Origin of the sequence: Limosilactobacillus gastricus DSM 16045 (assembly GCF_001434365.1) — a bacterium.
Lineage (GTDB): Bacteria > Bacillota > Bacilli > Lactobacillales > Lactobacillaceae > Limosilactobacillus > Limosilactobacillus gastricus.
The window spans coordinates 1-15,052 of sequence record NZ_AZFN01000023.1 but is presented as its reverse complement, the minus strand read 5'-3'; the positions used below and the strand labels follow the sequence as shown (position 1 = coordinate 15,052).

General features: G+C 41.8%; 12 protein-coding genes. 8 read left to right on the top strand and 4 right to left on the bottom strand.

Features of this window, described 5'->3' with window-relative positions; genetic code table 11:
* Nucleotides 1-5: 5 nt before the first annotated feature.
* From FC60_RS07715 to FC60_RS07700, 4 genes are all read left to right on the top strand, one after another.
* Nucleotides 6-290: a PTS sugar transporter subunit IIB gene (locus FC60_RS07715; protein WP_007121674.1), complete on the top strand. Its 285-nt coding sequence runs from the start codon at nucleotides 6-8 to the stop codon at nucleotides 288-290.
* A gap of 98 nt (nucleotides 291-388) precedes the next feature.
* Entirely contained in the window at nucleotides 389-2,392 is a 2,004-nt protein-coding gene (locus FC60_RS07710) for a KUP/HAK/KT family potassium transporter (protein ID WP_056937835.1), read from the top strand.
* 434 nt (nucleotides 2,393-2,826) lie between these two features.
* Nucleotides 2,827-4,179, top strand: coding sequence for an RsmB/NOP family class I SAM-dependent RNA methyltransferase (locus FC60_RS07705; RefSeq protein ID WP_056937834.1), 1,353 nt, complete (start codon nucleotides 2,827-2,829; stop codon nucleotides 4,177-4,179).
* Nucleotides 4,180-4,237: 58 nt separating this feature from the next.
* Entirely contained in the window at nucleotides 4,238-5,110 is an 873-nt protein-coding gene (locus FC60_RS07700; protein ID WP_056937833.1) for an ROK family protein, read from the top strand.
* A 48-nt stretch (nucleotides 5,111-5,158) separates the two neighbouring features.
* Here FC60_RS07700 and fni read toward each other — a convergent pair whose 3' ends face one another.
* The 4 genes from fni to mvk all read right to left on the bottom strand — a co-directional run bounded on the left by fni (nucleotide 5,159) and on the right by mvk (nucleotide 9,319).
* A complete protein-coding gene (gene fni, locus FC60_RS07695; protein WP_056937832.1) occupies nucleotides 5,159-6,214 on the bottom strand; it encodes a type 2 isopentenyl-diphosphate Delta-isomerase in 1,056 nt (351 codons plus the stop codon).
* Between the two features lie 80 nt (nucleotides 6,215-6,294).
* Nucleotides 6,295-7,389, bottom strand: a complete 1,095-nt coding sequence (locus FC60_RS07690) for a phosphomevalonate kinase (protein WP_056937831.1) — start codon at nucleotides 7,387-7,389, stop codon at nucleotides 6,295-6,297.
* Nucleotides 7,390-7,392: 3 nt separating this feature from the next.
* A complete protein-coding gene (gene mvaD / locus FC60_RS07685; RefSeq protein ID WP_056937830.1) occupies nucleotides 7,393-8,382 on the bottom strand; it encodes a diphosphomevalonate decarboxylase in 990 nt (329 codons plus the stop codon).
* On the bottom strand, nucleotides 8,375-9,319 hold the full coding sequence (mvk, locus tag FC60_RS07680) for a mevalonate kinase (protein ID WP_056937829.1): 945 nt from the start codon (nucleotides 9,317-9,319) through the stop codon (nucleotides 8,375-8,377). Before mvk ends, mvaD begins: the two co-directional genes overlap by 8 nt.
* A 128-nt stretch (nucleotides 9,320-9,447) precedes the next feature.
* Between mvk and FC60_RS07675 the strand changes: the two genes are divergently transcribed.
* The 4 genes from FC60_RS07675 (at nucleotide 9,448) to FC60_RS07660 (ending at nucleotide 14,995) form a co-directional block, all read left to right on the top strand.
* Complete coding sequence (locus tag FC60_RS07675) at nucleotides 9,448-12,273, top strand: helicase C-terminal domain-containing protein (RefSeq protein ID WP_056937828.1); 2,826 nt, start codon at nucleotides 9,448-9,450, stop codon at nucleotides 12,271-12,273.
* 62 nt (nucleotides 12,274-12,335) lie between these two features.
* Entirely contained in the window at nucleotides 12,336-12,872 is a 537-nt protein-coding gene (locus FC60_RS07670) for a cell wall elongation regulator TseB-like domain-containing protein (RefSeq protein WP_056937827.1), read from the top strand.
* A gap of 16 nt (nucleotides 12,873-12,888) precedes the next feature.
* Complete coding sequence (gene asnS / locus FC60_RS07665; RefSeq protein WP_056937826.1) at nucleotides 12,889-14,187, top strand: asparagine--tRNA ligase; 1,299 nt, start codon at nucleotides 12,889-12,891, stop codon at nucleotides 14,185-14,187.
* 109 nt (nucleotides 14,188-14,296) lie between these two features.
* The gene (locus FC60_RS07660) at nucleotides 14,297-14,995 is read left to right on the top strand and encodes a DnaD domain-containing protein (RefSeq protein ID WP_056937825.1); all 699 of its coding nucleotides are present in this window, start codon (nucleotides 14,297-14,299) and stop codon (nucleotides 14,993-14,995) included.
* Nucleotides 14,996-15,052: the final 57 nt, after the last annotated feature.

The following is a 15,052-nucleotide window of genomic DNA, read 5'->3' as shown; positions in this document are numbered from 1 at the left end:
GTTTGATGAAGACATTAATGGTGACTTGCGGAAGTGGAATTGCAACTTCAACGGTAGCAGAAGGAAAGATTAAAGATTATCTAGCCCAAGCTGGTGTCTTAGACCAGGTTAAAATATACAAGGGCAATATTGCAGAATATGTCAATAAAGTTGATGATTATGATGTCTTTGTTAGTACCACGGTAGTCCCCGATGAGATTAAAGATCGAGTTATTTCGGGCTTACCATTATTAACGGGTATTGGGGCTGATAAGGTCTATCAACAAATAATGGATAAGTTAGCATTATAATAGGATTTTAGGAGCTGGAAGGGAGCACATAACCTTCCGGCTCCTTTTCGTTAAATAGTGTTAAAATTAAATTGTTAACACTAAAGGAGATTGAGAATATGAAAACCAAAAAAACGAGCTTACTAGCAGGGGGCTTGGTAGCGCTAGGAATCGTCTATGGTGACATTGGAACCTCCCCACTATATGTGATGAATGCCCTAATTAATGATGCCGGAGGCGCTCAAAATTTAACCCGTGATTATATTTTTGGATCTTTATCCTTGGTATTCTGGACTTTGATGTTGATGACGACGATTAAATATGTCCTGATTGCCTTGCGGGCCGATAACCATGGGGAAGGAGGAATTTTTGCCCTGTATGCGCTTTTGCGACATAAGATGAAGGCCAGCTGGTTGATTATCCCAGCTTTAATTGGAGGGGCAGCGATCTTAGCTGATGGGACCCTAACCCCTGCGGTAACGGTTACCTCGGCGATTGAAGGGCTGAAAGGAATTAAAATTGGTGATCAAGTCTGGGTGCATAACCAATCGGAAGTGGTCATCGTAACTTTATTAATTCTCTTGATTCTCTTTATCATTCAGCGATTTGGAACAAGTATCTTGGGGAAAGCCTTTGGACCGATTATGCTCATTTGGTTTGGTTTTTTAGCCGTTTTTGGAATTGCCAATTTAGTCGATGAACCTGGGGTTTTATTAGCTTTATCGCCACATTATGGAATTGAATTATTATTCTCGCCGGCGAATAAAGCGGGAATCTTTATATTGGGGAGTGTTTTCCTAGCCACCACGGGGGCCGAGGCCTTATATTCTGATATTGGGCATGTGGGCCGTCCCAGTATTTATTTGACTTGGCCCTTTGTATGTCTTTCCTTAGTGCTAAATTATTTCGGGCAAGGAGCTTACCTATTGCATCGGGTCGGGAGCTTTAGTCCAACTGGTTCAGGGTATAATCCCTTTTATCAAATGTTACCATCATGGGTCTATCTTTTTGGGGTCGTAATTGCTGCTTTAGCGGCCATTATTGCCTCCCAAGCCCTGATTACTGGATCATTTACCTTAATTGAAGAGGCGATTGGTTTGAAATTCTTACCGCGCTTAAAGGTGGAACACCCGTCGCTTGCCCGTGGGCAAATTTACATTAGTGCGGTTAATTGGATTCTTTGTCTAGTAACTTCGTGTGTGCTTTTATATTTCCGTACTTCCGCGCATATGGAAGCAGCCTACGGACTAGCCATCACGATGACTATGTTGATGACCACTTTATTGTTATTCCATTATCTCCAATTAAAGACTAAAGCTGGTCTAGCCTGGTTATTCGCTATTGTCTACGTCACCATCGAAGGAATCTTCTTCATTTCTAGTATGACTAAATTTGTTCATGGCGGTTATGTAACAATTTTGATTACTTTATTGATTCTTCTAATTATGGTTGGCTGGTACTTTGGAAACAAATTACGGGACAGTTTTGCTTCCGAAAATGAATATCTTAATTTAGATAATTACAAGACGATGCTTTCCCAGTTAAGTAATGATGATTCTTTGCCACTGACGGTTTCTAATCTCGTGATGATGACCCGGGTTAATCGGAATCATCATGTCAAACGTGAAATTTTATATTCGATTTTGGATAAGGATTTAAAACGGGCGAAGGTCTACTGGTTTATTACCGTTAACACCACTGATGAACCCTATACTAGCGAATATACCGTTGATCTAATGGGAACCCGTAACATGGTCAATGTCCAATTATATTTAGGCTTTAAAATGCCTACCAAAGTCAACCTCTATCTCCGTCAAATTGTGCAAGACCTGATGGATCAGGGACAAATTGATCCGCAACCGCAAGCTTATACGACTATCAAAGGGCGCCAAGTTGGGGACTTTAAATTTGTGTTTATTAAAGAATTATTGAGCAATGATAACCAAATCACTGGTTGGAAGCGGGGCCTGATTAACATTCGGATCTGGTTACAAAATCATACTTTGTCACCAGTAAATTTCTATGGGTTAGAGTTTAGCGATGTCATTACGGAACCTGTGCCAATCGTATTGCATCGCCAATCACCCGTTAAACTAAAGCAACGTTCAATCTCCAAATTTTAAAAGATAAATAAAGTCCTGTTCTCGAATTAGTCATATCTCACTTTTATAATGATGGCATGCTAAGCAAAGGAGGTCTGACGATTACGACTAAGGACAATTGTAATTATTGGGTTAGTTGTCGGAGGTGTCTGGTATTACAAAAATACCCAGTCACCAGCTACCAATCAGGTAGCAGCGACAACCACCGCTAACGAAAGTCAAGGCAGTCGATTAGTTAATACAGTACAACAAACTTGGCACAATTTGACTTATGATTTTCAAGATTGGCTAGCAAGTCATCAAACGACTAATACGCAAAACGCGGCGGGTAGCCAATCGACATCGACCAGTGAATAATGATATTTAGGATCGCCATTTAGCGATCCTTTTTGTTTTCTTGCATCTAAGCTATGGCTTTCGTAAAATTGACTTATCAACTTGAAGGAGCAAATATTGTGGAATTACCAACCGCTTTTATAGAAAAATATCAACGTCTATTAGGGGATGAAGCCGCTGATTTTTTAGCAGCTTTGCAAGCACCTAGTCAAGCCGGCTTTCGCTCGAACCCATTGAAACCGACTCTGCCCACGGCCACAATTGCTCAAGCAAAGGGGAAAATTGCTGCTGTACCAACTGGGTATTATGGTCAGGTAGATGGTCATTCTTTAGATCATGTAACGGGCTGGGTTTATAGTCAAGAACCTTCGGCCATGCTGGTAGGGGAAGTGGTAGCTCCGCAAGCCGGTGAGAAAGTCTTAGATTTATGTGCAGCACCAGGTGGCAAAAGTACTCATCTAATTGGTAAAATGCAAGATCAAGGCCTACTGGTGGCAAACGAAATTTTTCCAAAACGAGCCAAAATTTTAGCAGAAAATTTGGAACGTTGGGGAGCCAACCAGGCTGTAGTTACGAGTGAAAGCCCTGATCATTTAGCACCACAATTTCCACAATTTTTTGATCGGATTTTAGTCGATGCCCCGTGTTCGGGAGAGGGCATGTTTCGTAAAGAGCCGGAAGGAATCCAATATTGGCATCCGGATTATCCTCTTGAATGCGCAAATCGTCAACGAAAAATTTTGAAATCGGCTTTGCAAATGTTAAAACCAGGGGGGACCTTAGTTTATTCAACTTGTACCTTTGCACCGGAAGAAGATGAACAAGTGATTGCATGGTTATTGGATACTTATCCAGAATTATCGCTGGTTGAAATTCCTAAACAAGCCGGAATGGATGCCGGTCATCCGGCTTGGGCCAATGGTAACCCTGAATTAACAAAGACCTTACGTTTATTCCCCCATCATTATCAGGGTGAGGGGCACTTTATTGCTAAATTACAGCTTGCTGGAGAGCCGCAAGTCAGTAAACGAGTGAAACAACGTAAAGGACAGCGACCTAGTTTAACCAAAGAACAGCAACAGTATTGGGAAGAATTTCGTCAGACGGTACTGCCAGCATACCAGCCAGAACGTCTAGTGACCGTTGGAGACCACTTGATTGCGATGCCAGATTTATTCCCGAGAGATGTAAAGGTTAAAATCGTTCAAGGCGACGTTGAATTAGGGATCTTTAAGAAAAAACGTTTTGAACCGAGTCATGCCTTAGCCCTAGCTTGTCAGCAGGCACGCCAAGTTGAAATCTCATTTGATGATTGGCACTCTTATGTTCATGGTGATGTGATTACTTTAACTGATCCACCCACTAATGGTTGGTATGTAGTGACTTGTCAGGGCCATCATTGTGGCTGGGGAAAAGTAACTGGGTCAAATCTGAAAAATTTCTTTCCCAAGGGATTAAGGTTTGGCTTGTGATGATTTTAGTTTAAGCCTAAAATAAGGGTATTAATTAAAAAAGTTCGAGGGTGAAATAATGTTATTAGGAAGTATTGATTCTGGGGGGCGGCGTTTAACTTGTGCCGTGGCTGATGAGCATCAACAAATCATTAAGAAGGCACTCTATTTAACCACTGATCCAGCAGCGACTTTTAAGCACATTGTCGCCTTTTTTAGCCCCTATCAAGAAGAACTAGCAGCGCTTGGCGTGGCTTCATTTGGTCCGATTGATATTGATCCCCAAAGCCCCACGTTTGGTTATATCACTACAACGCCCAAAGTAGGGTGGAAAAACGTTAATTTTGTTGGTGAATTAAAAAAACATTTTAATCTGCCAATCTACTGGACCACAGGGGTGAACGCCTCAGTTTATGGTGAATACCTTAATTTAAAAGATCAGCTTCATCATGGTTCCTTAGTTTACTTTACGCTCGGGACAGGGGTAGGTGCTGGTGCCATCCAAAATGGTAATTTTATTGGTGGTGTTGGGGCTCCTGAAATGGGTCACGTCTTTGTTAAACGCCATCCAGATGATCGTACCTTTACGGGAATTTGCCCATATCATGGGGATTGTTTGGAAGGTTTGGTCGGGGGACCAACTTTCCAGGCTCGACTTGGTATTCGCGGTGAAGATGTTGACGATACAGATCATGTTTGGGATATCTTAGCTTACTATGTTGCTCAAGCTTCGATTCAAGCAACCACGATTTTACGTCCGGAAAAGATTATTTTTGGAGGTAGTGTGGCGCGACCACAACTAATAAAAAAAGTTCGGGAACAATTTGAACGGATGTTTAACCACTATATGGAAGTTGGCGAGATCGAAGACTACATTATTCATCCGTCAGTTCCACGCAATGAATCAGCTACGCGGGGCAATTTTGCTTTAGCTGCTGAATTATTAAAATGAAGATATTTAATAAAGACGAGGAAGAGCCGATTGGGTTCTTTCTCGTCTTTAAGCTTTAATTTGAGTTTGTCGTTGTTGTTGATAATTATATAATTCTGGATCTAAAATCAGGCCAACTTGCTTTAGTTGATCAAAGCTACTAACACCTAGCATGGTCATAATTTCAGGGATTTCAGCTTGCCACTCAGCAATTTCTTGAATTAATGTTTCAGGACCGCCTTGGATGAGTTGGTGTAAAAAGTAACCGGCAACGCCGACTGCTTGAGCTCCCATCGCACCAGCTTTAATAACGTCTAGCGGACTAGTGATGCCGCCAGACGCAATAATTTGCTGTTTTGCATTGTGACGGAATTGACTTTCAATGAGTGCCTGGGGAGTAGTTAATCCCCAGGCTAATAGATTATCATGATAGTTTCGGTGATGATTACGTCGATTTTCAATCCGCGGGAAACTCGTACCACCTCGGCCACTAATGTTAACTACTTGGATCCCAGCGTTCGCTAATTGATTAAGATCATTGACACTCATCCCACTCCCCACTTCTTTCACGATTAGGGGAACCTTTATCGCTGCTTGAATAGCTTGAAGGTTCTCTAACCAAAGAAATTCTCGGTCGCCTTCTGGCATAATTAACTCTTGAGCAACATTCAAGTGGATTTCTAAGGCATCTGCTTGAATTAAATCGATGGCTGCTAGGGCCTGTTGGGGAGTAGCCGAAGCTCCTAGATTAGCAATAATAATCCCATTCGGATTCGTTTCACGGACGATCGTAAAAGATGCTTTAGCTTGATCATCTCTAAAAATAATGCTCATCGAGCCAGTTGCCATGGCAAGATCATATTTTTTGGCTACGGTGGCCAGTTGATGATTAATCTTACCGGCTCGTTCGCTCCCACCGGTCATGGCCTCTAAATAAAACGGCCAAGTAATCTCTAACTTATCAGTTAGTTTAGCATGAGTCTGAATCATGTTTAAATCCGTTTCAGGCAGGGCGCGCGGAATTAATTGGATCCCGGCAAATGGATCATTTTGATGATTGAAGGCATAATCTTTCTCTGCTAAAGAAAGGTGTTCATTTTTTCGCTGTGCATGTTGATTAACCATGTTTATCTCCAGGTAAGTAATTAGTTTAATTATAGCAATGATAGCCATAAATTAAAAACCGGCCCCGAGGACCGATTGATTTATACAGATTCACTAATAACTTCATCAACATAGTGAATCGCTAAATTTAGGGGTTCGATACCTGCTGCCTGCCAAGCAGCGGTTAGTCTGGATCGATCTTTTTTGTGACTAAGAATCGCGATCCCACAATCACCACCGCCAGCCCCAGAGGTTTTAGCAGCGCCCTTGAACTGTTCCGCAATTTGACAGAGCTGTTGTAAGAGTGGGGTTTCAATCTGGACTTCAGATTGAATTGCGAGACTTTGCAAGAGCAGGCGATTATTTCGTAATTCATTTTGAATCGTGGCAATATCTTGTTGATGGAAACCTTCGACCATGCGTTCCACACATTGGCGACTATTTTCCAAAAACTCTTGATATTGCTCAGGGTGGATTTGGCGAAAGGCGTCGATTTTATCCACTAAGTGAGAGGTTGAAGCGGGCTTACCAGTCCAACCAATCATTAATTGAAGTTCATTCGGAACGATCAGTGATTCAATCTCGAGGCCAGGCCATGTTTGACTAATTAAATCCACTAAAGTGCAACGCTGCCGTTGGTTTGCAAGCCATGCCCGATCAAAAGACCGGTAGGCAATCCAACCACCGTAGACCGAAGCGGCCACATCACCAAGGGAGCCATTCCCTTGAATCGTAAAATGGGCGATTGAAGCTAACTTGAAGATCATCTCTTTACTAGCAGGAATCTCATAGTAGTTTAAAAGAGCTTTAACAGTTGCGACTGTGACAGCAGCTGAGGAACCTAAACCATATTTTTTGCCTGAGTCGCTATCTAATTGACTATCAATTGTTAGATCATAAACGCCTAAAGGTTTATGGAGGGCTTTGGCATATTTCTCCGTAACACTGATGGCCGACAAAATATAGACAAAGGGATTGTCACGGCGGTCAATGATCATTTGATCACCATTACGGCGCCAAGATAATCCCATGTTTTCATATTGGTGACTTGTAATTGAGCCTTCCAGATGACTAGTTGGGCGGATGGTACAGGTAACAAATTGATTGAGAGCTACTAATACCGCGGGATATTGATTTTCAACCACCGCATATTCACCAGCAATATATAACTTGCCGGGCGCTTTTGCAATAATCAAGATTTAATCCTCACATTCTATCGTTTCCAAATACTCAATACCCGGACCAGGTTGGGCGACAACTAGGTTATCTTGACCAAAAACCTGACCTAATGCGGCGAGTATCTGGGGACGGTCCTTTTGATCATAGATCACTTTAACGTTAGGACCAGCATCCATAGTATAATAACAGTTTAGCCCCGTTTGACGCAATTGATTGATCAAGTTAATGGCCTTAATAGTTGAAGCTTCAAAATAGGTAAAAGGTGGCTGAGCAGATAAGGTTAGAGCATGCATACGCATCGCGTTAGCTTCGGCAATTTCACCAATCTTGGAGATATTACGCTCCTGGATCGCAATTTTAATGGCTTTTAAATCCTGTTCAACTACTTCCGGCCAGATTTTAAAATAGGGCGAAGTATCAACGGACGCTTGCATGCCGCCCCGGCTAGACACCTTTTTTTGCTGACGATTGATCATAATCGCAATCATTTCTAACCCAAAATCTACTTTTTCCATGATTGGTTCTGCATAAGAACTTTCGTCATCTATACCACGGTGCCATTGGACTAGTCCGCCAAAAACCGACCGGGTAGCTGATCCGGAGCCACGACGGGCTAAGCGACTTAATTCGGTTGGCGTTAAATTTAAACCAGCTGCTCGACTAGCCGCAGCGGCTAAGGCAGCAAAAGCGGAGGCAGAAGAAGCCAAGCCAGCCGACATCGGGACATGATTAACGGATTTAATTTGGGCAAAAGCTTTTTGACCACTCATTTGACGGACAAGGTCCATAAAGTGGGCGACCTTTGCTGATTTATCAGGACTGATAACCTGACCATCAATCATTAAATGATCGTGTTTTAACTGAGAGTCAAAATCAACCGTGGTCGTAGTATAAAATTCATCTAAGGTTAAAGATAAACTATCAGTATAGGGTAGGATTAAATCAGCATCACGTTTCCCCCAGTATTTAATCAGGGCAATGTTAGTATGTGCACGGGCCGTACTAGCCATTTGTCGTCGCTCCTTTAAATGGTTGAATATTGGTTTGTTTTGCACCATGAGCCATTAATTGGCTAGCAATTTGCCGGGCGCTAGATAGGTTTTGGGCTAAGGCGATCATACAACCGCCACGACCACCACCGGTTAATTTAGCTCCTAAAGCACCGGCTTGGTTAGCCACTTGAATTAAATGATTCAGTTCAGACGACGACACCTTTAGAGCTTGTAAGTCAAGTTGAGCATTATCCAGGATTTGTCCGAGCATCTCAAGATTATTGTCAATCACGGCTTGCTTGGCAGCTTTAGTTAATTCACCTAAGTGTTTGATCCGCTCATGAGCAGTTGGATCAGTTGCGAGTTTTTCTTTTACGGCTTGAATGGCCGCCTTGGTCGCCCCTTTAATCCCGGTATCCGCAATCACTAAGGCGCCAGAGAGATTTAAGGGGAAGGCTTGACCACTTTCGCCCTTAATAAACCAAAGCGGCTGATCAGAACTTACCGTCGCCGCATCTAGACCACTTGGGTTACGGTGGGTTTCAATCTCTTCAATTTTAGCTAATTCTAATAATTCAGTTCGCTCTAAGGGGGTCTCGTAGAAATTAAAAAAAGCACGCGTAATTGCAACTGCGACCGCCGCCGAAGATCCCATCCCGCGTTCTTGGGGAATTTGACTAGTAATCTTTAAGACCCAGCCATTTTGATGATCAGCGAAACGTTCCATTAATTGCTCAATTAAGCGTTGAATGCCAAGCATTTGAACAGGGAGTTGATCAAGCTTACCGGTGAAACTTTCACTAATAATTAGATGCCCACTGGGAGTAGTATTTAAGGTGGCAATAGTTTGAATACTTGGCAAGGGGAGGGCAATTGCCGGTTGGTGGTAGACCACACTATGTTCGCCAATCAAAATGATCTTGGCATGACTTGTCCCAGTTGCTGAGTTAACCATTGCACAAAAACTCACTTTCCTAAACTATGATCCTTATTTACAAATCTATATTTTACCACGATTTAGATGATCATAGATAAATAACGCCAATAATAGTATCATTAATAACAGTTAGTAGACAAGAAAGGATGAAAACGGTGGATAAACATCAATCATCAAAAGGCCCCATCTATGCGGTGGTGGATTTAGAAACCACTGGGACGAGTTTAACCAGTGGTTCCCGGGTGATCCAAATTGGCTGTGTCCTAGTGCAAAACCAAAAAGTTATTAATCAATTTGAATCCAAAGTAAATCCCGGGATGGCGATTCCCCTAGCAGTTCAGCAATTAACGGGGATCCATAATCGAGATTTAAAGCAAGCGCCATACTTCGATGAAATAGCGCCAACTATCTATGCTTTATTAACGGGAACGACCTTTGTCGCGCATAATGTTAATTTTGATTTTGCCTTCATTAACATGGAACTAGAACGGGCGGGGTATCCGACTTTAGAAATTCCGGCCATAGACACGGTCACGCTTAGCCAGATTCTTATGCCAACGGCCGAAAGCTTTCGTTTGCGGGATTTAACAAAATATTTGGCAATTGAGCATGATAATCCACACTCAGCTATTTCTGATGCTGATGCGACGGCAACTTTGTTAATTGATTTAATGAAACGTTTAGATCAATTACCGACGCCGACCTTAGAGCACCTGCAAAACATGAATTTAAAATTGCCCTTGGATACGGCCTTAATGTTTGATCGAGCACTAGTCCAACGACAAAAGCAAAATTATCGCTTACCTGATGATTTATACATGAGTGGGGAATTAGTCTTACATAAGGTGCGGCCAGTTCAGGTTGAAAATGCCCTGAAACGACGTCCGTACCCGCATACCAAACGACAGAAATTGGCTTTTTTTGGTGATAGATTTCAATATCGACCTATCCAAGCCAAGCTAATGAACAGTATCTACAATCAGTTTTCGCATTCTGATACGCCTCGTCAATTAGTGGTTGAAGCTGGGACAGGGACTGGAAAAACCTTGGGTTATTTAGTTCCGCTGAGTTATTTAGCATATCCACATGATCAAATTATTGTTTCTACGGCGACCAATGTTTTACAACAACAAATTCAAGCCGTCACGATTCCTCAATTAAATGCTCTATTACCTTTTAAAATGACTGCCGTAATTGTAAAGGGTAACCAGCATTATATCCACCTAGGGCGCTTCGCTCGGTCATTAAGCATGACTGATGATGCTCCCAATGTTCAACTATTGAAGGCTCGTATTTTAGTGTGGCTCTTAACGACGACCACGGGTGATCTGGACGAATTAAATCTTAATGCGATGAATTCACCATTTTTTGCGCAAATTCGACATGGTAGATTACGAACCTTAACACCAGATGAGCCATATTATCGGGATGATTTTTTAGTGCGTCGCCAACGAGCATTGCAATTTGCCAATATCATTATTACCAATCATGCCTATTTAGTTGCACATGCCGACGAATTAACTAATGACGATCAACAGGCCTATCTAGTTGTTGATGAAGCTCAACATTTGAGCCAGAGCGTCATGCAGCAATCACGAACGACGATTAGCTTTCAACGGGTGGCAACAGATATTAATCAACTCCATAATCTGGTTAGTCATCGCGACGAGCATAATCTCACCGATGTTTTTAAAAATTTGCCATTAGGGGCTTATAATGTCGAATTACTATATGATGATCTTGATCAAGTAAGCCAGGCAGTGACTAATTTGGAAGAAACTTTAATGGACCTCTTGCCTTCAAGCCAATTATCCACGGCACATATTGATCAACCAATTGATAACCAGGCTTTTCAAAAAGTCATTAACTTTGATTTACCGCAGATGATTGAATTGGAACAGGCTCTGGCAAGTGTTCAGCTTCATTTTACGTCCTTACAACGTCTCTTCAATGGTCGACGGGATAGTTGGCTAATGATTGATCGTTACTTAATGAGTCAATTTAATAGTTACTATCAATCACTTATTGAGTTTGATCAGCAATTACATGAGATGAGTAAAACGGTTCAAGATCAACCAGCAGCGGCGGTGTTTTGGCTATCGGTAAACCAAGGAAACGAAACGAGTACCCTGAAATTAAGTGGGGGATTACTAGAACAGAACCATTTCTTGTCACACCACGTTTACCCTTACTTTTCTGCGATGATTTTTACAGGCGCAACCTTGTTCACCTCGCACAAATCAAGTTATCTTTATCAGCATTTGGATCTAGTTGCCGACCAAGTCCGCATCAAACGCTTCGGCTCGCCATTTGATTTTCAACAACAAACTCATTTGTATATTGCTAAAGATGCTCTAGAACCAGAACAAACAAGCCAATACGTCGATTATTTAGCGCAAACTATTGCTGAGATTACAATTGCTAATCCGTGTCAAACAATGATTTTATTTAATTCCCTGGTGACGATTGAACAGGTCTATAGTCGACTGCGTAATACAGGTTTATTTGATCAACGCGATATTCTGGCTCAGGGAATTACTGGTAATCGGGATAAAATTTTAAAACAATTTGCGACTGGAACGGATTCAGTTTTGTTAGGGGCAGCAAGTTTTTGGGAGGGGATTGATCTCCCGGAAGATCAATTGCAATTATTAATCATTACTCGTTTACCATTTGACTCACCAGATCAAGTTATGGTTAAAGCCCAACACGAACATCTAAAGGCCCAGGGACAAAGTCCTTTTTATCAAGCTGATTTACCAAAGATGATTATGCGAATGCGACAAGGAATTGGGCGGATCTTACGTACGGAAGATGACTATGGAGTTACGATAGTCCTTGATCCACGTTTAATCAGCCGACGTTATGGGAAGAGTGTTTTAAATATGTTGCCGGATAACTTACCAGTTGAACAAGTAGCCAGCAATCAATTAGCAAATCTCGTGAAAAAGTTTCTAAAAAATCATCGATAACCGCGGTGCTGGGGTAAAAATTTGGTATAATGCAAAAGATGTTAATTTAGAAAGGAATTACCATGCAAAGTCAACGACAGCGGAATCAGAATCGACGTCATCAACGCCGCAGTCGCCAACCACGTCGACATCGGCGACGCTGGATTTGGCTTCTGGTGGTGGTCGTGCTACTAGCTTGCGGTTGGGGCTTTTATGCCAGTGCCAATCATGATAAAACGGTTGCCCAAAACCGGGTAACAGCTTTAGCCAAGTCCAAGGCTAATTTGACGACAGTTAGTAATTTCTTTATTTACAATAAAGAGCGAACTTATTATTCGGTGGCGGGCGTAAATAAAAAAAATCAACAGCTTTTAGTAATCGTTCCTGCAGGTAGCAGTAAGGTGACGGTATTGAAACAGTCTAGTGGAATTACCGGTCGAGAAGCAATTCAAGTGGTTCAAAAAAAGCACCAGATTCGCCGAGTTCTTCATACTGCTTTAGGAATTTATCGAAAGTCACCAGTTTGGGAAGTGGCCTATTATAACACAAAGGGAAAATTAAATTATGCCCTGGTTAACTTCAAAACTGGTAAGATCGTAGAAGAAATGAATAACCTTTAAATTGAGGAGGAAAATATTGGAAACAATTAACATTATTGATGCGCCAAAGCACGTTAACGAACGCGTGCGCATAGGGGTTTGGTTAACCGATAAGCGTTCAAGCGGGAAAATTGCCTTTTTACAACTTCGGGATGGGACAGCTTTTTTCCAAGGAATCTTGTTAAAAAATAAGGTTTCAGAAGAAATTTTCGAAATGGCGCGTCATGATTTACGGCAAGAATCTAGCTTTTGGGTAACCGGAGAAATCCACGAAGATGCGCGATCCAAATTTGGCTATGAAATTCAAATTGATGATATCGAATTGATTGGCGATAGTGAAGATTACCCAATTGGTAACAAGGAACATGGAGTTGACTTCTTACTAGATCACCGGCATTTATGGCTTCGGTCAAGCAAACCGCAAGCTATGATGAAAGTTCGGGATAGGGTTATTCGGGCAACTTATGAATTCTTTGGACAACAAGGGTTCACTAAGATTGATCCACCGATTTTAACCGGAAATGCCCCAGAAGGAACCACTGATCTTTTCCATACGGAATACTTTGATCAAGATGCTTACTTATCACAATCAGGTCAATTATATGAAGAAGCGGGTGCAATGGCCTTAAACAAGGTCTATTCCTTTGGACCAGTTTTCCGAGCAGAAAAGTCCAAGACGCGTCGTCACTTAATTGAATTCTGGATGATTGAACCGGAAATGGCCTTCATGCATCAAGAAGAAAGCTTGGAAGTTCAGGAACAATATGTGGCTTACTTGGTTTCTTCGGTTCTTAAAGATTGCCGTCATGAACTTGAAGTTCTTGGTCGCGATCCGGAAAGCTTGGTGCCTTTCACTAAATTACCTTACCCACGGATTAGTTATGATGAAGCCGTGGAAATGCTGAAAAAAGCTGACTTTGATATTGAGTGGGGAGTCGATTTTGGTTCGCCAGAAGAAACTTATTTGGCTGATCAATTTGATCAACCCGTTTTCATTTTGAACTATCCAAAATCAATTAAGCCATTTTACATGAAGGGTCACCCAACCCGAGATGATGTCTATGTTTGTGCGGACTTATTAGCACCTGAAGGTTATGGGGAAATTATCGGTGGTTCAGAACGGGAAACTGATTATGAAGTGCTTCGCCAGGCCATTCTAGATGCAGGTCTAGACGAGTCTGCCTACGAATGGTATCTAGACTTACGAAAGTATGGAACAGTGCCACACTCTGGGTTTGGACTTGGGTTGGAACGGTTCTTGACTTGGATTACAAAGACGGATCATGTTCGGGAAACAATCCCATTCCCACGGTTATTAAATCGCTTATATCCATAAAATTAGTTGCAACATTAAAAGAGGCTGGGAAGGAACAGTTTGTTTCTTCGCCAGCCTGTTTTTACTTTAGTATAATGACGGTAAGCATAATTTAAGGAGGTTGAGGAAGATGGTTGCTGATTTTTTGCACCGCTATTTAAAGGCTGGAACAACATCGATTAGCAATTTATTATTACATCACTATCACGAGATTGGCATGACGACGGGGCAATTGATGGTGTATTTAGAATTAAAGTCTTATTTAGATCGTGGCATTAATCAACCTTCACTCAAGGCTATTGCCGATCATCTTGGGACTAGTGAAGACCAGGTAAATCAATTGATTCATGAAATGGTCAGTCACAAATTGGTAACCCAACGCTTAGTATCAACTGCATCAGGCAAAGATATGGCGGTTTACGATTTTTCGGGATTAATTGATCAGTTAACGAAAATAGGCGATCAAAATGACCCTAATACGGACACGAAAGAGCCGACAACGAGCCGCGAAGAAATCTTTAAGCAAATCCAAGTTGAATTTGGGCGGACCTTATCACCAATGGAGCTCCAATATGTCAATCAGTGGATTGATCAGGATCACTATTCGACTGATTTAATTCATTTAGCCTTAAAAGAAGCCGTAGTGAATGGTAAGTACACTTTAAAGTACATGGATCGGATTCTATTACGATGGCAACAAAGTAATTTAACGACTCCCCAAGCAATTGAAGCTGATCGGCAACGATATGAACAGCGTCGTCAAAATCGGTCAAATACGGGTCATGAAATGACAGAAAAAATACCGATCTTTAAGCTTAATGATCAATAATCAAAAAGGCTACCGATGAAAAATGGGTCTCCGTCAACTGGTATTGATGGACCTGTA